We start from the raw sequence: 19,875 nt of genomic DNA on the forward strand, positions 1-19,875 counted from the left end.
AATAAAGCTGCGAGGTGTTATGCAAGCGGTCGATCAATCAACGCCGATCAAACATGATTCTGGCGGGATGGTGAAAAACCTGTTTGTAACCGATGGTGAGATTGTCACAGAGGGACAGGTATTGTTGTCACTGAACACTGACGATCTCGCGACAACATATGACGAAGCACGCAAAAAAGTTTCAAAAAACTTGCTGAGATTGAATTGTTTGTCTGCATTAAAATCGCGGCTCGCAAAAATTAAAATTCCCATAGAATTGAAATTTGCGCTGGGACGATTAAACCAAACAGAAGAGCTGCATCGCGTTGAGCGCGATTGTAATGCTCAACTTGATACACTTAAATTTCAAGCGGCAGGGGACAAAACAGCGCTGACGCTTGCGAGCGATTTGTTAAATGTACACGAACGTATGGCCAAAACAGATTTTGAAATGCGGTTGAAAATTTCTGCGCTGAATGACCAGAAAAATTCGCAAGCTCTTCGCGAATTGACTGGAATGAGCACGCTAAAAACAAATCTGCGCCACTCACTTGAGGCGGCAAAGGCAAATGCAGCACTTGAAAGCTTGATCCGAGATCAAAAGCAAGATGAGCTCAATCGTGTCAACTTGATCGAAGCCGAACTAGATCGAATTTCAGATGCGTTGATGAAATCGGAAAATGACCTTTCTCGCATTGAAAACATCCGAGAAAAACGATTTGTTTATGCCAGTACCAGTGGCCGCGTTCAACGACTGCGGGTAAGCGGAGAAGGTGGGCGGATCGCCGCAGGCGCATATATCATGGAAATCGCACCGCTAACGACGGATTTTGAGGTGTTGGCGACGGTCGGAATCGCAGATTCCTCGGACGTTGTGATTGGCCAGGACGTACAAGTTCAGCTGTCTGGCGGTATGCCTAAACCAATTTGGGTGCCTGCCCAAATTGAGGACGTTAATAAAGTTACCTCAAATAAAAGATTGGTCAGAATCAAGTTGCGCCGAGAAGATTTAAACAAACGAGACTTATTATTGGGTGACCACAGTTTGAACGGACTAGGTGAGCAATCAGAAGCCATCGTTTCACTAAGCTCAGAAAGCGCAATGCATTCAATCAAGGCAATTATGTTGCGCCATCTAAGGTTTGGGAATGGAACTAGTTTGTAACACTTTAATGTTCTGATTTATATCTGACTTGTGAAGTTGAGATTGACATGGCAAAGTTTTTCCATGTTCACGATAGAAGATTTCAAACCGCTACATGGTGCCGAAGAAAAACTGTTGGTTGCGAGTGCGCATGGTGAACGGTTAACGCTTGGCGATGGTGATTTGCCTAGTATGGGTTCCACCGACGTTGGGATTCGTGCTGAACTAATCCGTTATTTGCTGTTGGGCTCAGATGTAAATGCGCCGCTCCATGCAAAAGGTATTCGCATTCGCGGCGCGAAAATCATCGGGTTGTTGGATTTGCAGGGCTGTGATTGTTCACATGATCTAACCCTGACAAGGTGCAGTTTTGATAAGGCGCCCAATTTTTTGAATGCGCGTATGCGTGGGCTACATTTAAGTGGCTGTTCCACGCCTGGTATCATCGCGGATAATGCCATTTTTGCGGGTTCGGTTTATCTGCGCCAAGGGTTTCATTCCACCGCGGAGATATCAATGCCTGGGGTGCGTATCGCAGGGGACTTACAAGTTTGTGATGCCAAAATAGAAGACGCTGGGTTCATTTCGTTTTTTGGCGCATCGATCCGTGTAGAGGGATCGGTGTTTTTAGGGGATTACCCATTTGACGACACAGAATCCGAACTTCATTCTGATGGTGCGTTGATGTTTTCATCGGCCAAAATTTCAGGAGATTTTTTCTGTAAGAATTGTGCCATCGCGCCTGACAGCGCAATGAGCACGACGCCGATCTATTTGGATGGAGAAACAATTGGTGAACTGACTGCGCTTTCGTTGGCGCGGGCGGAAATCGGTGGTGTGTTGTTTTGTAAAAACAATCAAATATCACGTGGTATGTTGAACTTTTCTGGGGCTAGGGTGCGTCGATTAAATGATGATGCCACGGGTGAATCTGCCACATATCGGGTGCGGTTGGACGGTTTTGAATATCAAGATTTCGCGCAAGAAGCCGATACAAGCGTCAAATCACGATTAGAATGGTTGGAACGTCGCCCAACCCATGTCGAATTTTCCGCGCAACCTTATGAACAACTGGCGCGCGTTTTGAATTCAATTGGGCATCGCGATGATGCCCAAGATGTGTTGATGCGAAAGGAATTGTTGCAACGCGCCGCGAACCGACATGCCATTCGACACAGTGGCGTGGGAACATGGCGGTTACCGTTTTTGGCAGCGTCCGATTTTTTTATTCGTTTTCTAATCGGGTATGGATACCGCCCGATGTTCGCAGTTTTTTGGGGGTTTCTGTTAATAGGGATATTGTCGTTTGTGTTTCAAAAGACATGGGATGCAGGAGACATGGCGCCAAATGCTGCACCGATATTGATTTCACAAGATTGGATAGATGCGACACGAACCCATCCTGACAATCCAGCACAGTTCTGGTCGTCACCCGATCAGGCAGGCAAGGATTATGAAACATTTAACGCAATTGCATATGCTGCCGATTTATTGGTTCCCATTGTTAATTTGGGTCAAGAATCTGCATGGGCACCTTCGACATCTCGTAGTGATTGGGGCCGCCAAGCGTGGTGGTTGCGTTGGTTTGCAAAGTTCATCGGCTGGGTGATTACCGCATTGGGTGCAGCAGCGGTAACAGGTGTAATTCGCCGCGATTAAATCAACCACGTTACCACGGCAAAAAATCCAATGGTGGCAGCAATTGCATACCACGTTCGTTGGATAACCTTGGTTGATTCCAAAATATCATCGCTATTGGGATTTTTGTTCCCTTGGGGATTGATATACGCATCATCGGTCAATTCACCATCGTAAATTCGCGGGCCAGCGAGGCGAATATCCAAAATTCCAGCCATTGCGGATTCGGGCCAACCTGCATTTGGTGATGCGTGCAGTGGCGCATCTGATAGCATCAAATCCCAAACATCCCATGTGTTCTTTGATGTTTGGACAAAGCACATCAACGCGCCGCAAATACGTGCTGGAATCAAATTCAGCAGGTCATCCAATTTCGCAGAACCAAACCCGAATTCCGCATAAGTTTCGGATTTATGCCCAATCATGCTGTCGGCGGTGTTCACGACTTTGTATAGGATAATACCAGGGAGCCCTAAAATCAGATACCAAAATATCGGGGCAACGACAGCATCTGAAAAGTTTTCGGCAGCACTTTCGATGGCGGCAGTGGAAACACCTGCTTCATCCAGATTACTTGTTTCGCGCCCAACGATTTTCGCGACTTCGGCTTGACCAGACGCCAAGCTTTCCATTAGCCCAGTGGCGACAGCGCGAACATGTTTGACCAAATTGTTGTGTGCGAGCAGCGCGGTCACCACCAACATTTCAATGACGCCATAATCGGGAATAATCTTGATCAGATATCCAATCCCCAGCGCCAAAAGCGCCAATAATGTGATCGACAAAATCCCTTTTTCGCGCCGCATCTTACCGCGATTTAACCGATCATCGAACCAATCAACAAAGCGCCCCATAATGACGGCGGGATGTGGAATGCGATTCCAAATTTGCAGCGGATCACCAAAGATAAAATCGAGCAACAACGCTAAAAATAATATCTGAAACCCATTCATTTTACGCTCCTAACGCAGATTCAATTTGCGCCCAATGATCTGGCTGGCCGGGCAATCCCAATCTTATCCATTCACTACTGTATGGAAAGATGCGACTCCAGATGTAATTCTGAGCAAGGTGTTTTTGAAAACTTACGGCATCATTGGTTTTATACAAGCGAAACAAATCTGTGCCACCAATAATCCCAAGCCCAGAAGCGATTGCGATTTTGTCCAATCGAAACGCGTCTGTTTGCAATCGCTTGCGTGTTTTTGTTATCCAGTCAGTATCATCAAGGGCGCGCGCACCGATATATTGCGCAGGCCCTGACACTGCCCATGGGCCAATCAGATTGCGTAGTTTTTGAATGTTAGCGGGATGCCCAATGGCAAAGCCAAGTCGCAAGCCAGCCAAACCCCAAAATTTACCAAGCCCTTTCAAAATGATAACATTTGGTCGCGTCGCAAATTTGACCAGGCTTTCACTTGGGCAAATATCACAAAAGCTTTCATCGATGATGATCAGGTCTGCGTTTTTCAATGTGTTATCGTCGATGACGTGTGTTTTGCCGTCAGGGTTGTTGGGATGAACGTAAATTTTGACCGGCGCTGAATTGTTTAAGGTAAACCCTGCGTGGACAAATGCGGCCTCATGCTCGTTATAGGTTGGCTTGGCTATTTGAAAATTAGCGCCACTCGCAATCTGGGGCAGCATTGCAATAATTTGTGACACGCCAGAGCTTGCCAAAATATTTGCGCCATTTGGGACGTGCCAAAATTTTCGGGCAGCATTGATTAACGTATTATCGCCATCCTGATCGGGAAGTCGGGTCCAGCTATCCATTGGGATATCTCCGATTGGATAGGGTATCGGATTGATCCCCGTGGACAGATCCAGCCAATGATCGCGCGTGCCACCAAATTGGGCCATTGCGGCATCTAATCCGCCCCCGTGATCACGCTTGTTTGTCACTGATCCGATTCCGGTTTTGGTAAAATTGGCAGGCGGGCAACAAAATGCCCCTTAATCGCTTGCGGCCAAGTCTTATAGGGTACTTGTCCCGTTTCGCTTGCGTTATAGAGCAAGGCGTAATCAATAATTCCCTTTGCGTCATCTGCGTTTGCATCAAACCGCCCCAGAACATATTGCAATTTATCCGCGGATTGAATCGCTATGTTGCACGCACGTTCACAGCCCATCAAACAAGACTGGCGGCGCACCTCGATCGATTGTAAATCATTCGCGGCGGATTCAACCAATTGCGCCAAAACTTCGCCATCGCGTGGCTGGTTTTTTTCGGGGTCCCAATTCTCTTTTTTGCACGTATCGCAAACGGTGATTATAGTTTTCACAACATCTCCTGATTTTTTATGCTTGTTTGGCGAAAACGGCGGAAAAACGCAAACACAAACAAATTAAAGAACCGGTTAAGGTTTTGTTAACCTAAAGTTCACAAAACTGATTTGTATTATGTAAGAGAGACACATGCGCGTATTAGTAGCAGAAGGTAATCTTGCGCTCAGCACTATTTGGTGCAGGCATTTGCGCAGACAGGGGTTAGATGTGGTTCAAGCATTGAGCCAAGATCAAGCCATGGACGAATTGCGCGACCATGATTTTGGCGCATTGATCCTGAATTTAAAGTTACCAGAATCAAATGTGCTGGCAATTTCTGACGTGGCGACCTATCGCAATCCAGATATCGCAATAATCTTGGTGACCGCCGATCGGTTTTTTTCCGACGGATCAATTTTTGATTTGGTGCCAAATGCGCGCAGTTTCGTAAATGATCAGGTGCGGCCAGATGATTTGGCTGCGATGGTGGATCACTATTCGGCCTAGCCGCGACCGTGTGGTTCATTCCAGTCGATTACTGGGTTTATCGGAATGATGCGATTGGGATTAATCGTTTCGTGACTGTAATGATAATGGCGTACGATGTGATCAAGGTTGATTGTATCCGCGACGCCATGCCATTGATAAAGCTCGCGCGCATACGCCCAAATATTTGGAAAATCGACCACGCGATTTCGATTGCATTTGAAATGCAAAACGTAAACGGGATCAAATCGCACCAACGTTGGGAATAAACGCCAATCTGCCTCGGTTATGCGATCCCCCAGCAGATAGCGATTTTCTGCCAGATGGGTTTCCAGCCAATCCATTGTTTCAAACAACGCGCCAACCGCGTCGTCATATGCGGCCTGTGTCGTGGCAAAGCCAGCTTTGTAAACGCCATTGTTGATATTTGAATAAATACGTGCGTTTACCGCATCAATATCATCGTGCAACTCGGTTGGCCAATAATCGTCCGTATTTCCCGTGATGTCATTGAATGCGGAATTAAACATACGGATGATTTCGGACGATTCATTGGACACGATTTTATTGGTATGCTTGTCCCATAAAATTGGCACGGTCACGCGACCAGACATTTGATCATCCACCCGCAAATATATATCGCGCAAGAATTTTGAATTGAACAAGCTGTCACCCTTGGCAGGCCCGCGATGCTCAAACGTCCATCCGTCGTTCAACATATCTGGATGAACCACATCGACGCTAATGTGATCGCTTAGTTGTTTTAGTTTGCGAAACAGAAGTGTGCGGTGCGCCCAAGGGCATGCCAATGATACATACAAATGATAACGACCCGATTCTGCCTTAAAACCAGCGTTTCCCGTTGCTCCCGCCGATCCATCCCGTGTAATCCAATTGCGAAACCCAGCGGTAGATCGCACGAATTTCCCATCAGATGAACTTGTGTCGTACCATTTTTCCGACCATTTTCCGTTAACAAGCAATCCCATTTGCATTCTCCTTTGTGTGCTTCATAACATCGGAGGTGGCGAAAAACACAATTTCATTGAGAACACTCTGTTTGCGATTGAGAAACAAGCGATAGGTCGCAGTCGGCAAATCATGTGCCGCGAATCTGTTGCCACTTTTCGTCTGGCTGTTTATAGATTCAAACAGACGATGCCCCAATCGGGGCCAGACAGGTGCGTTGCGTGTCGGTCGACCCACATCGGGGGCCAAACCAACTTCGTCACGACGCCACCACATTTTGAGAGGAATACCAAATGCGAATTTTAAGCGTGTTGTGCGTTGTACTGTTTCCAAACCTTGCGTTTGCCCATGTTGGACATGTTGGCGAAGTTGCGGGTCATAGCCATATTTGGGGGCTGATTGCGCTGGGTCTCGCGGGGGCTGCTGCTGCTTATGGTGCGCGGCGTGCAAAGAAAAACGCAGAGGCTTCTGATCAGGAAGAAGAAGCGGAAGAAGAATCAAGCGAAGCTCCGCAGGAGGCTTGATCAATGGCTGAAAAAATTGGTGTGATGATCTGTGGTCATGGATCACGGTCACAATCTGCTGTCGATGAATTTGCAACCTTGGCTGAAAAATTGCCGCCATTGCTGCCACCCGAATGGCCGATGGAATATGGCTATCTGGAATTTGCAAACCCTTTGATCCGCGATGGCTTGGATAGCTTGCGCGCACAGGGCTGTACAAAAATCCTTGCGGTTCCAGGTATGTTATTTGCGGCGATGCATTCAAAGAATGATATCCCAACCGTGTTAAATACTTACGCCGCAAAACACGGTGTTGATATTAGTTACGGTCAAGAGCTTGGCGTCGATCCGTTGATGATCGCGGCGGCGGGTGCGCGTGTCCAAGACGCGGTTAATGCGGCCAATGCAAAACACGGTGAACTGCCATTGTCCGAAACTGCATTGGTGGTGATTGGGCGCGGCGCATCCGATCCTGATGCGAATTCCAACGTATCAAAAATTGCCCGCCTGTTGTGGGAAGGCATGGGATTTGGTTGGTGCGAAACAGGATATTCTGGTGTTACGTTTCCCTTGGTTGAACCCTGTTTGGATCATGTGTCAAAGCTTGGATATAAGCGCGTTATCGTATTCCCGTATTTTCTGTTTTCGGGCATTCTGATTGATCGCATTTATGGGTTTACGGATAAATGCGCCGAAAAATACACGGGTATTCAATTTGAAAAGGCTGGGTATCTGGGCGATCATCCACAGGTTTTGGAGACATTTGTTCAGCGTATCACAGAGCAGGTTGGCGAAATTCCTCCGCCGAATTGTGCGATGTGTAAATATCGCACGCAGGTGTTGGGTTTTGAATCCGAGGTCGGTGCAATTCAAGAAAGCCACCACCACCACGTGGAAGGCCAAGGTGCAAATGCACCAGGTTCGAATGTCGAAGATTGTAAAATGTGCGATACATATTGCACGGGTGAATGCCGATTGGACATGGATCACCACCACCACCATCATCATGACCACGCACATGATCACAGCCATTCGCATGATCACGATCATGTTCATGCCGAATACCCCCACGCAAAACATCCACACGGCCCAGAGAGCGCGCGGAAAAAGTGACCAAGCGCCCGCCACTCCATTACATTCGTGAACCGTCAGAAATTTACGCAGAAAGCTTTGCCACTGTGCGTAAAGAGGCGCGGTTGGATCGGTTTGACCCATCCATGCAACCATTGGTCACCCGGTTGATCCATTCTTGTGGCATGGTTGAAATCGCAGACCGATTGGCATTTTCACCCAATGCCGCACGCGAGGGCATGGCCGCCCTTGCAGCAGGTGCTCCAGTGTTGTGTGATTGCGAAATGGTGGGTGCGGGCATCATTCGTCGATACTTGCCCGCCGATAATCAGGTCATTGTGACACTGAACAATCCGTCTGTCCCAACACTTGCCAAAGACATCGGAAACACACGTTCCGCCGCTGCGGTGGAGTTGTGGCGCGATCATATTGATGGCGCGGTGGTCGCCATTGGGAATGCGCCCACGGCGCTGTTCCATTTGTTGGAATTGCTAGATCAATGTTGGCCAAAACCTGCGTGTATCCTTGGGTTTCCAGTTGGGTTTGTTGGTGCGGCCGAGAGCAAAGCAGAATTGGCGGCCAATCCGCGTGGGTGTGATTTTGTGGCATTGCGTGGCCGTAAGGGTGGATCGGCAATGGCATCCGCGGGTGTAAATGCATTGGCGGCAGGCCTGCCGGAGGATGGTACATGAGCGCATGGTTACATATCGTTGGGATCGGCGAAGACGGGCTTGATGGATTAACAAGCGCCACCCGCACGGTTGTCGAAGCCGCCGAAATTATTATTGGCGGCGAACGTCATCACGCCTTGGCCAAAGATCTGGATGCCACACGCATTGCGTGGCCATCACCATTTGATGCATTGATTGAAACGTTGAAATCCAACCGCGGCAAACGGGTTGTTGTTTTGGCCACGGGCGATCCGCTGTGGTATTCGGTTGGGGCGCGGATCGGGCGCGAACTTGATCCTAGCGAAATCGTATATCACCCACAATTATCAGCGTTCCAATTGGCCGCGGCACGCATGGGGTGGTCGATGGCCGATCTTGAAACACTGACGGTTCATGGGCGTGCAATTGAACAAATGGTTGCTTTCATCCAACCAGATCAACGGTTGTTGATTTTAACTACAGGCAGCGAAACACCGGCCCAAGTTGCCGCGTTTTTAAAGCAGCGTGGTTTTGGCAATAGCCGCATGACTGTGCTTGCATCCATGGGTGGTGAAAACGAAAAACGATTTGATGGGGTGGCCAATGATTGGTCGCATGATGTGCCCGCGTTCAACACGCTGGCGGTGGAATGTATCGCCGCACAAGATGCGGCATTGCTGCCCCGCGTGCCGGGTTTGCCCGATGATCTATTTGCCCATGACGGCACAATGACGAAACAAGAAATTCGTGCGGCAACACTGGCCAAGCTTATGCCAATGCGCGGCGCGCTCTTGTGGGATGTCGGCTGTGGGTGTGGTTCAGTTGCAGTGGAATGGATGCGCGCGGCGCGTTATGCGCGGGCAATCGGGATTGAACCGCGCGATGATCGACGCGTGTTTGCGGCGCAAAATGCATTGGCGCTGGGCGTGCCAAAATTGGAATTAATCGCAGGTTCTGTACCTGAAAAATTGTTGGGGCTAACCCCACCTGATGCGATATTCATTGGCGGTGGATTGTCTATCGAAACCTTCGACGTCTGTTGGGCCGCACTTCGCCCGCTGGGTCGTTTGGTGTGCAATGCGGTGACATTGGAATCAGAGGCATTGTTAATCTCGCTTTATAAACAGCATGGCGGTCAATTGGCCAAGCTGCATGTTAACCGTGCAGAGCCGATTGGAAACCTGACAGGCTGGCGCCCATTGATGCCCGTCACACAATGGAGCCTTGTTAAACGATGATCGGTAAATTGTATGGGGTTGGACTTGGCCCAGGCGACCCAGAATTGATGACGTTAAAGGCATATCGTTTGATTCAAAATGCAGATGTCATCGCATACCCGACACTTGAGGGTGGGGAAAGTTTCGCGCGCGCCATCGCGGCGGCCGCATTGCCCGATGGTGTGGAGGAAATTGCAATTCATGTGCCAATGTCGGTGAAGCGCGAACCAGCACAAGCGGCATACGATACCGGTGCAGCGCAGATTGCCGTTGCACTGGATGTGGGCAAAAGCGTGGTTGTTCTGTGCGAAGGTGATCCGTTTTTTTACGGCAGCTTTATGTACCTGTTTTCCCGCTTGTCAGACCGATATGAAACCGAAGTTGTAGCTGGTGTAACATCTGTAACCGCATGCGCCGCGGCGATGCAAAAACCGCTGACGGCGCGCAACGAAGTGCTGACAATTATTCCTGGCCCGATAAGCGCCGATGATCTACATGCACGCGTTCGCGGTGCAGAAGCCGTTGCCATTATGAAAGTAGGGCGCCATTTGCCAAAAATCAAAAAGGTTCTGGCCGATCTGAATTTAACCCAACATGCGGTTTATGTCGAACGCGCAACCTTACCCGTGGAAAAAGTTTTGCCACTCGCGGATGCACCCGAACCCGCACCATATTTTTCAATGATACTTGTGACCAAAGGAAACGATCCGTGGCTGTAACACCCATCGTAATGTGCCTGTCAAATTCAGGCCTGCCCACCGCGAAACGCGTGGCGAAAATTCTTGGTGCGCCACTGCATGGTCGCGTGGAACGCGTTGCGGACGCGGATGTATATTTTGACCATGCACTTGATCACGCGCGCACGTTATTCGCCGCGGGTACCCCGATTGTTGGGGTTTGCGCGGCGGGTATATTGGTCCGTGCGGTTGCGCCATTATTGAGCGACAAACGCGCAGAGCCACCCGTTGTTGCGATCCCTGATGATGGGTCAACGGTTATTCCATTGTTGGGTGGGCATCGCGGCGCCAACCGTTTGGCACGCGATATCGCGGCTGGTTTGAAAACACATGTCGCGGTGACAACCGCTGGTGATGTGGCACTTGGTATCGCACTTGATGAACCGCCTGTCGGTTGGCGTTTGGCCAATCCAGATGCCGCAAAATCCGTGATGGCGACGTTGTTATCTGGTGAAAAACCACAAATTATCGGTGACAATATTTGGGATTTGGATGGTGATGACAATGGGCGCGTGAAGCTTATCGCAAGCGAGCGTAGCGTTGTAACCGATGAAGATACTCTTGCCTATCACCCGCAAAAATACACGTTGGGTTTGGGGTGTGCACGCGGTTGTGACGTTGATGAAATGTGGGATTTGGTGATGGCCAGCTTGAACAAGGCGGGCATTGCAAAGGAAACGATCGCGGCGGTTGGTTCACTTGACCTGAAGGGTGATGAACCTGCTATGATTGAAACGGCGGCGCGGTTGGGCGTTCCATTTCGATTGTTCAGCGCAAGCGAGCTTGAAGCGCAGAGTGCAAAATTGGCAAACCCATCGGATGTTGTGTTTAACGAGGTTGGATGCCACGGCGTTTCAGAAGGTGCTGCGATTGCGCTTTGTGATGGAGCGCTCATGCTGGAAAAACAAAAGACGGCGAATGCAACATGTGCGATTGCCAGCAATGGTGAATTGATAACTGAATTTGCGGGACGTTCACGCGGCAAACTATCAATCATCAGCACAGGGCCAGGTCAACATAGCTGGCGCACACCAGAGGCAAGCCATTTGGTGCTAGAGGCCGAAGAATTGGTCGGTTACGGGCTTTATATCGATCTGTTGGGTCCATTGGCACATGGCAAAACCCGTTCGGATTTTCCACTGGGTGGCGAAGAGGATCGATGCCGTTACGCATTGGAACAGGCAGGCAAGGGTAAAAATGTTGCGCTGATTTGTTCGGGTGACGCAGGCATTTATGCGATGGGCGCGTTGGTGTTTGAATTGCTGGATCGCGGTCCTGATCAAATGGGTGTTAGCGATGCGGCACGGCGCGTAGAGGTACAGTGCACCCCAGGTGTTTCCGCATTGCAAGGTGCAGCGGCACGCGCAGGTGCGCCACTTGGGCATGATTTTTGCGCGATTAGCCTGTCGGATTTATTGACGCCACGCGAAGATATTATCAAACGATTGAACGCAGCCGCGATGGGTGATTTTGTAATTGCGTTTTACAACCCAGTATCGATGCGCCGTCGTACCTTGTTGACCGAAGCACGGGATATTTTATTACAACATCGCCCAGCAGAAACGCCCGTGATGTTGGCAAGTTCGCTTGGACGACCAGAGGAACACATCAGATATCGGAAACTTTCAGAATTGGAAGTGGACGAAGTTGATATGCTGACCGTGGTGTTGATTGGTTCATCCCATTCAAAACTGGCCAATCTGGGCGAAGGTCAACGGATGTACACGCCGCGCGGTTATGCCCGCAAAATTGACGGAGATTTATCATGACGGTTTATTTTATCGGCGCTGGTCCAGGTGACCCTGATTTGATCACGGTAAAATCACGTGGATTGATAGAACGATGTCCTGTGTGTTTGTATGCAGGATCATTGGTGCCGGAGGCCGTGGTTGCATTTGCACCAAAGGATGCAATCGTCAAAGACACTGCGGCGATGACGTTGGACGATACCCACGCTGAAATCAAAGCAGCACATGCCCGTGGTCAAGATGTTGCTCGGGTTCATTCAGGTGATCCATCACTATATGGTGCAATCGCGGAACAAATCCGACGTTTGCGTGCGGATAACATCCCATTTGAAATTATCCCAGGTGTGCCTGCTTATGCGGCGGCTGCGGCGGCGATCGGACAAGAATTGACGATCCCTGAAATCGCGCAATCAATTGTTTTAACGCGCATGTCGATGCAATCCACTGGCATGCCCGAAGGTGAAACATTAGACAATTTTGGCCGTACAGGTGCAACATTGTGCATCCATTTGGCCATCCGTAATATGCGTGCGATTGAACGAGAGCTGACACCGCATTACGGTGAAGATTGCCCCGTGGTTGTTATTTATCGCGCAAGCTGGCCTGATCAAATTATCATTCGTGGAACACTAAAAGATATCCGCAACAAGGTGCGCGCCGAAAAGATCACACGTACAGCATTGGTGATGGTAGGCCCTGCATTGGCAGAAGGGCACGATTTTGTTGATAGTGCGCTTTATGACCCGACCAAGCCACATGTTTTGCGCCCAGTTGTGGGTGTTGACTTGATTGAACCAAACAACACCTGATCACAATGCGATAGCTTTTTCACCAATTCTTGCATGAATTGGTGAAAAAGGCACCGTTTCTTCGAAAAATAGTTGTTCATTGCGATGATTTGATGATTTCTTGCGCTGTCATCGCTTTATATCGTTGCGTGAACTTCTAATTTGGGAATGAAACGATGATCAAAACACCATATCTTCTTTTCTTGGGCGATGCGCCTGATGCGTTGGCGGCAAAGGTTGCCCAAGGGGTCAAAGACTGGCGCCCGGAATATTCGATTGGGCAATATCGCATGGATAATTGCCACGCGGATATGGGGCTGCCTGATATGGATTTTGATGAGGCGGTTGCCGCTGGTGTGAAGACGCTGGTCATTGGCGTTGCAAACCGTGGCGGCGTTATTTCACCCGCATGGCGAGTCGTCTTGGAACGCGCATTAGAGGCGGGGCTGGATATCGCATCTGGCCTGCACAACTTGTTGGCGGACGAACCAGAATTGGTTGCAGCGGCGGCATTGCATGGGCGTGAATTACACGATGTGCGCGTGCCATCCGTGCAATACCCGATTGCAAATGGTGTGCGCCGCGCTGGCAAACGTTGCCTTGCGGTTGGCACGGATTGTTCTGTTGGTAAAATGTACACAGCCCTTGCGATGGAAAAAGAAATGGTTGCGCGCGATATGAAAGCAACATTCCGCGCCACAGGACAAACAGGTATTTTGATCACAGGCAGCGGCGTGCCGTTGGATGCGGTGATTGCCGATTTCATGGCGGGTTCTGTGGAATATATCACCCCAGATAACGAGCCAGATCATTGGGATCTGATCGAAGGGCAGGGATCATTGTATCACGCATCATATTCTGGCGTGACCATGGCGTTGATTCACGGTGGGCAACCTGATGCGCTAATCCTGTGCCACGAGCCAACACGCAAACACATGCGTGGATTGCCAGATTACCAACAGCCAAGTTTGGAAGAACTGCGCGATACTGCGTTGATTATGGCGCGCATCGTGAATCCAGACGTAAAGGTTGTGGGAATTTCGGTGAACACTCAACATTTGTCGGACGCGGAATCGCAAGCTTATTTGGCGGAAACCGAAAAACGCATGGGGTTGCCTGCGGTTGATCCGTTCCGAAATGGCGCGGGGCGTCTGGTGGATGCGTTGGCAAACTGCTAGGCAACAATCATGGATATTACAGTTACGCATGATTGCTTTCAGCTCGCGCAGGTTTTTACCATTGCGCGTGGTTCACGTACCGAGGCTAAGGTCATCACTGTTAAGATTGCCAAAGATGGTAAAACGGGGTGGGGCGAATGTGTGCCCTATGCCCGCTACGATGAAACAATGGACAGTGTGGCGGCGCAGGTTGCGTCGTTGCCCGCAGATTTTGATCGCATGGAATTGCTGAACCTTTTGCCAGCGGGAGCGGCGCGAAATGCGGTTGATTGTGCGCTCTGGGATTTGGAATCTAAATTAGCAGATGTTCCAGTCTGGGAATTGGCAGGGCTAGACCCGCTAAGACCTGAAATCACGGCATATACGTTGTCCTTGGCTGATCCAGATATAATGGAATCCGAGGCGGCTAAAAACGCATTTCGCCCGTTGTTGAAAACCAAACTTGGTGGTGGGGATGCCGATGTCGCGCGGATCAAGGCCGTGCGTGCAGGTGCGCCAAATTCCACAATTATCGTCGATGCGAACGAGGGCTGGACGCCAGAGTTATACGCAACACTCGCACCTGTCTTGGTTGACCTTGGTGTGGCCATGGTTGAACAACCCCTTCCCGCAGGTGCCGATGATGCATTGTTGAAAATGGATCGTGTGTTGCCTGTTTGTGCTGATGAAAGCTGTCATGATCGTACAAGCCTGCCCAAGCTGAAGGGCAAATATGACATGGTGAATATCAAGTTAGATAAAACAGGTGGATTGACCGAGGCACTGGCGTTGCGATCAGACGCAATTGCGCAAGGCTTTGATGTGATGATTGGCTGTATGGTTGGATCATCGCTGGCGATGGCGCCGGCGGTTTTGTTGGCACAGGGTGCGGCGCTTGTTGATCTTGACGGGCCGCTGTTATTGGGCGAAGACCGCGAAAACGCGCTTTATTATGATGCACAAGGTGTGCATCCAGCGGATAGAAAACTCTGGGGATAAAACATCATGGAACGTATTGTTTATGTGAATGGCGAATATGTGAACGAAAGCGATGCAAAGATTTCGATTTTTGATCGCGGTTTTTTGATGGCGGATGGTGTTTATGAAGTGACCACTGTTCTGGATGGCAAACTGATCGATTTTGACGGCCATGCGAAACGCCTGACCCGTTCGTTGAATGAATTGGACATGAAGGCAGCTTGCACCGACGAAGAATTGTTGCAAATTCACCGCGAATTGGTAAAGCGCAACAATGTCGAAGAAGGCATGGTTTATTTGCAAGTGACACGCGGCGCGGCCGATCGTGATTTTGCGTATCCAAAAGATGCGAACCCCACCTTGGTTTTATTCACACAAGACAAGCCTGGTTTGGCCAATTCACCAGCCGCGAAAACGGGAATGAAAGTGATTTCAATTGACGATATTCGCTGGGGACGGCGCGATATTAAAACCGTGCAATTGCTGTATCCATCGATGGGTAAAATGATGGCAAAGGCAGCGGGTTGTGACGACGCGTGGATGGTTCAAGATGGATTGGTTACAGAGGGCACATCAAATAATGCCTATATCGTCAAAGACGGTACGATCATTACACGCCATTTGGGCAATGAGATTTTGAGCGGGATTACCCGCGCCGCCGTTTTGCGTTTCGCCAAAGAAGCGCAAATGAAAGTGGAAGAACGTAGTTTTAGCGTAACCGAAGCACAAGATGCGGATGAGGCATTTGTGAGCAGCGCGTCAACATTCGTGATGCCCGTTGTGGAAATTGATGGTGCCGCTGTGGGCACGGGCACAGTTGGCCCTGTGGCGTCACGGCTGCGCGAAATTTATCTGGACGAAATGCGCAAGGCGGCGATCTAGTTTTATTACGATAAGCTTGCGCCATTGGCGCAAGCGGTTTGCACAGTTTGTGCAAACGATGTCTGCGACGCGGATATTTAGATCATTTGGAGTGCGAGGTTTCAAACGCTGCTTTTTGCGCGGCAGATGCATCGGTTTGGTGTTTTTCTTTCCATGTCGAAAACGGCATGCCGTAAAATGCCTCGCGGCCTTCGTCTTTGGACATTTCAATGCCCTTTTCGTTTGCGGCTTCTTGATACCAGCGCGACAGGCAATTGCGGCAAAATCCAGCGAGGTTCATCATATCGATGTTTTGCACATCGCTGCGTTCTGCAAGATGATCACGCAGACGGCGAAAAGCGGCGGCTTCTAATTCGATTTGGGTTTGTTTATCCATCATTTTGCCTTTTAGGTTGTGGCTTGTTCAATTGCAGCCGTTAAATGGGGTGCTAAGCGTTCCGCCCATTCTTTTTGACCACTTTCAGTTTCGATCAAGTCGTTGCGAACCTCGATCAGCGCGTGCAAATGCCCCGCTTGCATTGCGTGGCGATCCATTGTGTCGCCATCATATTTTCCACTGTACGGTTCATTGATCCCAACCGTCAATTCGATGTCACCTTGAAGTGAAGCGATGAATGGCGTGGAAAGGCGTTTGTCATCCGCAAATAGAACACCAATTTCCCAAGGGCGTTTTGGCCGCCCGTTCAGTTGGGGGGTAAAGGAATGCACAGCAATCAGAATTGGGTTTTTATATTTGGCAACCATTTGTGTAATCGCGCGATCATACGGGCGATAACACAAATCCAAGCGGCGCAATTTTTCGGCGTCATCGGCATGGCGGTTTGCGGGAATGATTGAACCGTCGTAAAGGCGCATTAACAAGGTCGGGTCATCTTCGCCGCGATTTGGATCGATAACTAAGCGAGAGAAATTTGATGCAATAACTGGTGCATCCAACAAAACACCCAAGTGTTCAGAAACCCCCGCAGCACCCACATCATATGCAATGTGGCGGTTCATGTCGTTAGCAGATAATCCCAAACAACCATTGTTGATTTCTTGTGGTATCCTATTTGACGCATGGTCACATAAAATGATTATGTTTGCGCTACGGTCTTTGCCTTTGATCGAAAAGGCTTTATTGCATGTCATAGAGATTTCACATGGTTGGAATAATTTATGGTGCAAATAATCACAGCATTTGTGCGATGCCAACTGAAAACAAGCATGAACGGGACAAATTAATGAGACGCCTTCGCAACATCAAAATCGTAGCAACCTTGGGCCCTGCGTCCAGCACATATGAGGTGATCAAGACGTTATTTGAAGAGGGTGCGGATGTTTTCCGCCTGAACATGAGCCACGGGAGCCACGAAGAAATTCGCGAGCGCCATCAAATTATCCGTGATATCGAGCGAGACACAGGCCGTCCGATTGCGATTTTGGCAGATTTGCAAGGGCCAAAGCTGCGCTGTGGGGTGTTTAAAAACGGCAAAGAAATGCTGGAGGTTGGGGCGCCATTCCGTTTTGATCGTGATGAAACAGAGGGCGACGCAACACGCGTGTGCTTGCCACACAAAGAAATTTTTGAAGCGCTTGAGCCAGGCGCGACACTGTTGGTGAATGACGGTAAAATCAAGGTCGAAGTTGTAAAGTGTTCCAACGATCACGCCGATTGTAAGGTGATTGTGGGTGGCGAAATTTCCAATCGTAAAGGTGTGAATGTTCCTGATGTTGTTTTGCCACTTGCCGCGCTGTCGGACAAGGATCGTAAAGATTTGGAATTTGTTTGCGGCTTGGGTGTTGATTGGTTGGCGCTGTCATTTGTTCAGCGCGCGGAAGATGTGACCGAGGCACGCGAATTGGCCGACGGGCGTGCCGCGATTGTTTCCAAGATTGAAAAGCCAGCAGCGGTCAAAGCGTTCGACGAAATTTTGCAAGTGTCCGATGGCATCATGGTGGCACGCGGGGATTTGGGTGTTGAATTGCCAGTACAAGACGTTCCACCAATTCAAAAGCGATTGGTGCGTGCGTGCCGCAGTGCGGGTAAACCTGTTATTGTTGCCACACAGATGATGGAAAGCATGATTACATCACCCGTTCCAACACGTGCAGAGGTATCCGATGTTGCCACCGCAATTTACGAGGGCGCCGATGCTGTGATGTTGTCGGCTGAATCCGCCGCAGGGGATTATCCTGTGGAGGCTGTTCAAACCATGAACAATGTCGCGATTTCTGTGGAATCTGATCCAACATATCGCCAAGTAATCGACGCATTCCGCACCCAAGCCAAAACGACGGTGGCAGAGGCGATTACCGCCGCTGCACGTGAAATTGCAGAAACCACGGATATCAAAGCAATCTGTTGTTTTTCTCATTCTGGTCGCACCGCAATTTCAGCATCGCGCGAAAAACCGATCGTGCCAATTATTGCATTGACCCCATTGGTGGGGACAGCGCGTAAATTGTGTTTGGTCTGGGGCTTGCACTGTGTTCACACAAGTGAAGTCGGGCGATTTAAGCTTGCGGTTGTAAGTGCGGCGCGCGCCGCGCGAAGCCATGATTTTGCAACCAATGAAGATAAGATTGTCGTAATGGCGGGGATTCCGTTTAATACGCCAGGTTCTACAAATATTCTGCGCGTCGCACCCGCAGATGAAAAATTGATTTATCAAGGGGAATCAGATTAAATCTGTGTCGCATAGCGTAAATCAATAACAGGAGGATTGCGTGCAATACGATTATCAAATCGTTGCAACAATTTTTTTCGGTGTACTGGGGATAATCGGAGCACTATCCGCCATGGTTGATCGCCGATCACCGCTGGCGGGGGTAACGTTGATGTTGGTTGCTGCTGGGTTTGGGTACTGGGCGTGGGTTCTGTCAGAAGGGACGCTGACCATGGAAGAGATTCCCAGCGCCTTGTTTCGGATTATGGCGTCAATTCTGAATAATTGATGCGCAAGTGCGCTTGCAATATCCATGAATCACTGTATATGTGCGCGATCAATGGCGCGACCGGCCTGTAAGGGTATGCCGAGTCGTGCTTTCACCAACTCAAACGATGGAGATGGAAATGCCCAAGATGAAGACAAAATCAGGCGCCAAAAAGCGCTTTAAGGTAACGGCATCTGGCCGTGTAAAAGCAGGTCAAGCTGGCAAACGCCACGGCATGATCAAGCGATCTACAAAATTCATCCGTGACGCACGTGGTACAACCACACTTTGTGCTGCGGACGAAAAGATCGTTAAAAAATATATGCCCTACGCGCGCTAAGGAGACTGAACAATGGCACGAGTAACATCAGGTAAAGTCACCCACGCACGTCACAAGAAAGTCATCAAAGCAGCCAAAGGTTATTATGGCCGCCGCAAGAATACTTTCCGTACAGCAACACAGGCTGTGGACAAAGCGAACCAATATGCAACACGCGACCGCAAGAACCGCAAGCGCAATTTCCGCGCGTTGTGGATCCAACGTATTAACGCTGGTGTGCGCGCATATGATGACACGCTGACATACAGCAAATTCATCAATGGTTTGAACAAAGCAGGTATCGAAGTGGACCGTAAGGTTCTGGCCGATCTTGCTGTTCACGAACCAGAAGCATTTGGTGCGGTTGTCGCACAAGCAAAAGCTGCGATGTAATTTTATCATCGACAACAGATTGAGTGAAAGCC

General features: G+C 49.5%; 23 protein-coding genes. 17 read left to right on the plus strand and 6 right to left on the minus strand.

Translation table 11 applies throughout. The features are described from left to right. Positions 1–121 precede the first annotated feature (121 nt). Positions 122–1,144, plus strand: coding sequence for an HlyD family secretion protein (locus IE094_RS11290; RefSeq protein WP_229802284.1), 1,023 nt, complete (start codon positions 122–124; stop codon positions 1,142–1,144). 63 nt (positions 1,145–1,207) lie between these two features. Further along, complete coding sequence (locus IE094_RS11295; protein WP_189640812.1) at positions 1,208–2,782, plus strand: hypothetical protein; 1,575 nt, start codon at positions 1,208–1,210, stop codon at positions 2,780–2,782. Here IE094_RS11295 and cbiB read toward each other — a convergent pair. Genes cbiB through IE094_RS11310 form a run of 3 tightly spaced genes read right to left on the minus strand, consistent with a single transcriptional unit; the run spans position 2,779 to position 5,046 of the window. Continuing rightward, entirely contained in the window at positions 2,779–3,714 is a 936-nt protein-coding gene (gene cbiB / locus IE094_RS11300; RefSeq protein ID WP_189640813.1) for an adenosylcobinamide-phosphate synthase CbiB, read from the minus strand. The two genes, IE094_RS11295 and cbiB, sit on opposite strands and share 4 nt — an antisense overlap. A gap of 1 nt (position 3,715) precedes the next feature. Next, a complete protein-coding gene (locus IE094_RS11305; RefSeq protein ID WP_189640814.1) occupies positions 3,716–4,666 on the minus strand; it encodes a threonine-phosphate decarboxylase in 951 nt (316 codons plus the stop codon). Continuing rightward, positions 4,663–5,046 (minus strand): DUF1636 family protein, encoded by a 384-nt coding sequence (locus tag IE094_RS11310; protein WP_189640815.1) that lies wholly within the window; start codon positions 5,044–5,046, stop codon positions 4,663–4,665. Before IE094_RS11310 ends, IE094_RS11305 begins: the two co-directional genes overlap by 4 nt. 133 nt (positions 5,047–5,179) lie before the next feature. On the opposite strand from IE094_RS11310, the gene IE094_RS11315 reads away from it, so the two are divergent. Continuing rightward, entirely contained in the window at positions 5,180–5,536 is a 357-nt protein-coding gene (locus tag IE094_RS11315; protein ID WP_189640816.1) for a response regulator, read from the plus strand. Here IE094_RS11315 and IE094_RS11320 read toward each other — a convergent pair. Further along, a complete protein-coding gene (locus IE094_RS11320; protein WP_189640817.1) occupies positions 5,533–6,504 on the minus strand; it encodes a glutathione S-transferase family protein in 972 nt (323 codons plus the stop codon). The genes IE094_RS11315 and IE094_RS11320 overlap by 4 nt on opposite strands. 273 nt (positions 6,505–6,777) lie before the next feature. Between IE094_RS11320 and IE094_RS11325 the strand changes: the two genes are divergently transcribed. The 10 genes from IE094_RS11325 to IE094_RS11370 all read left to right on the plus strand — a co-directional run bounded on the left by IE094_RS11325 (position 6,778) and on the right by IE094_RS11370 (position 16,215). Beyond that, positions 6,778–7,008, plus strand: a complete 231-nt coding sequence (locus IE094_RS11325) for a DUF6732 family protein (protein ID WP_189640818.1) — start codon at positions 6,778–6,780, stop codon at positions 7,006–7,008. A gap of 3 nt (positions 7,009–7,011) precedes the next feature. Beyond that, positions 7,012–8,100, plus strand: coding sequence for a sirohydrochlorin chelatase (locus tag IE094_RS11330; protein WP_189640819.1), 1,089 nt, complete (start codon positions 7,012–7,014; stop codon positions 8,098–8,100). Continuing rightward, positions 8,097–8,750, plus strand: a complete 654-nt coding sequence (locus IE094_RS11335) for a precorrin-8X methylmutase (protein WP_189640820.1) — start codon at positions 8,097–8,099, stop codon at positions 8,748–8,750. Before IE094_RS11330 ends, IE094_RS11335 begins: the two co-directional genes overlap by 4 nt. Further along, on the plus strand, positions 8,747–9,946 hold the full coding sequence (gene cbiE, locus IE094_RS11340) for a precorrin-6y C5,15-methyltransferase (decarboxylating) subunit CbiE (RefSeq protein WP_189640821.1): 1,200 nt from the start codon (positions 8,747–8,749) through the stop codon (positions 9,944–9,946). Before IE094_RS11335 ends, cbiE begins: the two co-directional genes overlap by 4 nt. Further along, positions 9,943–10,644, plus strand: coding sequence for a precorrin-2 C(20)-methyltransferase (gene cobI / locus IE094_RS11345; protein WP_189640822.1), 702 nt, complete (start codon positions 9,943–9,945; stop codon positions 10,642–10,644). Before cbiE ends, cobI begins: the two co-directional genes overlap by 4 nt. Beyond that, positions 10,635–12,431, plus strand: a complete 1,797-nt coding sequence (gene cobJ, locus IE094_RS11350) for a precorrin-3B C(17)-methyltransferase (protein WP_189640823.1) — start codon at positions 10,635–10,637, stop codon at positions 12,429–12,431. Before cobI ends, cobJ begins: the two co-directional genes overlap by 10 nt. After that, positions 12,428–13,219, plus strand: a complete 792-nt coding sequence (gene cobM / locus IE094_RS11355; protein ID WP_189640824.1) for a precorrin-4 C(11)-methyltransferase — start codon at positions 12,428–12,430, stop codon at positions 13,217–13,219. Before cobJ ends, cobM begins: the two co-directional genes overlap by 4 nt. Positions 13,220–13,374: 155 nt before the next feature. Next, entirely contained in the window at positions 13,375–14,376 is a 1,002-nt protein-coding gene (gene dgcN / locus IE094_RS11360; RefSeq protein WP_189640825.1) for an N-acetyltransferase DgcN, read from the plus strand. 9 nt (positions 14,377–14,385) lie between these two features. Next, positions 14,386–15,354, plus strand: a complete 969-nt coding sequence (gene dgcA, locus IE094_RS11365; RefSeq protein WP_189640826.1) for an N-acetyl-D-Glu racemase DgcA — start codon at positions 14,386–14,388, stop codon at positions 15,352–15,354. Between the two features lie 6 nt (positions 15,355–15,360). After that, on the plus strand, positions 15,361–16,215 hold the full coding sequence (locus IE094_RS11370) for a D-amino-acid transaminase (RefSeq protein ID WP_189640827.1): 855 nt from the start codon (positions 15,361–15,363) through the stop codon (positions 16,213–16,215). 82 nt (positions 16,216–16,297) lie between these two features. Here the strand turns inward: IE094_RS11370 and IE094_RS11375 are convergent, their stop codons facing one another. Together IE094_RS11375 and IE094_RS11380 are read right to left on the minus strand one after the other, a co-directional pair. Next, positions 16,298–16,591, minus strand: coding sequence for a DUF1244 domain-containing protein (locus IE094_RS11375; protein WP_189640914.1), 294 nt, complete (start codon positions 16,589–16,591; stop codon positions 16,298–16,300). Positions 16,592–16,602: 11 nt separating this feature from the next. After that, a complete protein-coding gene (locus IE094_RS11380) occupies positions 16,603–17,346 on the minus strand; it encodes an N-formylglutamate amidohydrolase (protein ID WP_189640828.1) in 744 nt (247 codons plus the stop codon). 92 nt (positions 17,347–17,438) lie between these two features. On the opposite strand from IE094_RS11380, the gene pyk reads away from it, so the two are divergent. The 4 genes from pyk (at position 17,439) to rplT (ending at position 19,843) form a co-directional block, all read left to right on the plus strand. Next, positions 17,439–18,884, plus strand: a complete 1,446-nt coding sequence (pyk, locus tag IE094_RS11385; RefSeq protein ID WP_189640829.1) for a pyruvate kinase — start codon at positions 17,439–17,441, stop codon at positions 18,882–18,884. A gap of 40 nt (positions 18,885–18,924) precedes the next feature. Then, positions 18,925–19,152: a hypothetical protein gene (locus IE094_RS11390; RefSeq protein ID WP_189640830.1), complete on the plus strand. Its 228-nt coding sequence runs from the start codon at positions 18,925–18,927 to the stop codon at positions 19,150–19,152. Between the two features lie 118 nt (positions 19,153–19,270). Further along, positions 19,271–19,471, plus strand: coding sequence for a 50S ribosomal protein L35 (gene rpmI, locus IE094_RS11395; RefSeq protein ID WP_099594489.1), 201 nt, complete (start codon positions 19,271–19,273; stop codon positions 19,469–19,471). A 12-nt stretch (positions 19,472–19,483) separates the two neighbouring features. Continuing rightward, positions 19,484–19,843, plus strand: a complete 360-nt coding sequence (gene rplT / locus IE094_RS11400; protein WP_099594490.1) for a 50S ribosomal protein L20 — start codon at positions 19,484–19,486, stop codon at positions 19,841–19,843. Positions 19,844–19,875: the final 32 nt, after the last annotated feature.

The sequence above is a fragment of the Paramylibacter ulvae genome, from assembly GCF_014652655.1.
Classification (GTDB): Bacteria; Pseudomonadota; Alphaproteobacteria; order Rhodobacterales; family Rhodobacteraceae; genus Amylibacter; species Amylibacter ulvae.

Bases quoted from the DNA above. Each gene is read 5' to 3' on its own strand.
- pyk (WP_189640829.1), top strand. From the start codon at position 17,439: ATGAGACGCCTTCGCAACATCAAAATCGTAGCAACCTTGGGCCCTGCG.
- IE094_RS11320 (WP_189640817.1), bottom strand. From the start codon at position 6,504: ATGGGATTGCTTGTTAACGGAAAATGGTCGGAAAAATGGTACGACACA.
- IE094_RS11370 (WP_189640827.1), top strand. From the start codon at position 15,361: ATGGAACGTATTGTTTATGTGAATGGCGAATATGTGAACGAAAGCGAT.
- IE094_RS11325 (WP_189640818.1), top strand. From the start codon at position 6,778: ATGCGAATTTTAAGCGTGTTGTGCGTTGTACTGTTTCCAAACCTTGCG.
- IE094_RS11315 (WP_189640816.1), top strand. From the start codon at position 5,180: ATGCGCGTATTAGTAGCAGAAGGTAATCTTGCGCTCAGCACTATTTGG.
- IE094_RS11375 (WP_189640914.1), bottom strand. From the start codon at position 16,591: ATGGATAAACAAACCCAAATCGAATTAGAAGCCGCCGCTTTTCGCCGT.
- IE094_RS11330 (WP_189640819.1), top strand. From the start codon at position 7,012: ATGGCTGAAAAAATTGGTGTGATGATCTGTGGTCATGGATCACGGTCA.
- IE094_RS11380 (WP_189640828.1), bottom strand. From the start codon at position 17,346: ATGACATGCAATAAAGCCTTTTCGATCAAAGGCAAAGACCGTAGCGCA.
- cobI (WP_189640822.1), top strand. From the start codon at position 9,943: ATGATCGGTAAATTGTATGGGGTTGGACTTGGCCCAGGCGACCCAGAA.
- IE094_RS11295 (WP_189640812.1), top strand. From the start codon at position 1,208: ATGTTCACGATAGAAGATTTCAAACCGCTACATGGTGCCGAAGAAAAA.
- rpmI (WP_099594489.1), top strand. From the start codon at position 19,271: ATGCCCAAGATGAAGACAAAATCAGGCGCCAAAAAGCGCTTTAAGGTA.
- cbiE (WP_189640821.1), top strand. From the start codon at position 8,747: ATGAGCGCATGGTTACATATCGTTGGGATCGGCGAAGACGGGCTTGAT.
- cbiB (WP_189640813.1), bottom strand. From the start codon at position 3,714: ATGAATGGGTTTCAGATATTATTTTTAGCGTTGTTGCTCGATTTTATC.
- rplT (WP_099594490.1), top strand. From the start codon at position 19,484: ATGGCACGAGTAACATCAGGTAAAGTCACCCACGCACGTCACAAGAAA.
- cobM (WP_189640824.1), top strand. From the start codon at position 12,428: ATGACGGTTTATTTTATCGGCGCTGGTCCAGGTGACCCTGATTTGATC.
- dgcA (WP_189640826.1), top strand. From the start codon at position 14,386: ATGGATATTACAGTTACGCATGATTGCTTTCAGCTCGCGCAGGTTTTT.
- dgcN (WP_189640825.1), top strand. From the start codon at position 13,375: ATGATCAAAACACCATATCTTCTTTTCTTGGGCGATGCGCCTGATGCG.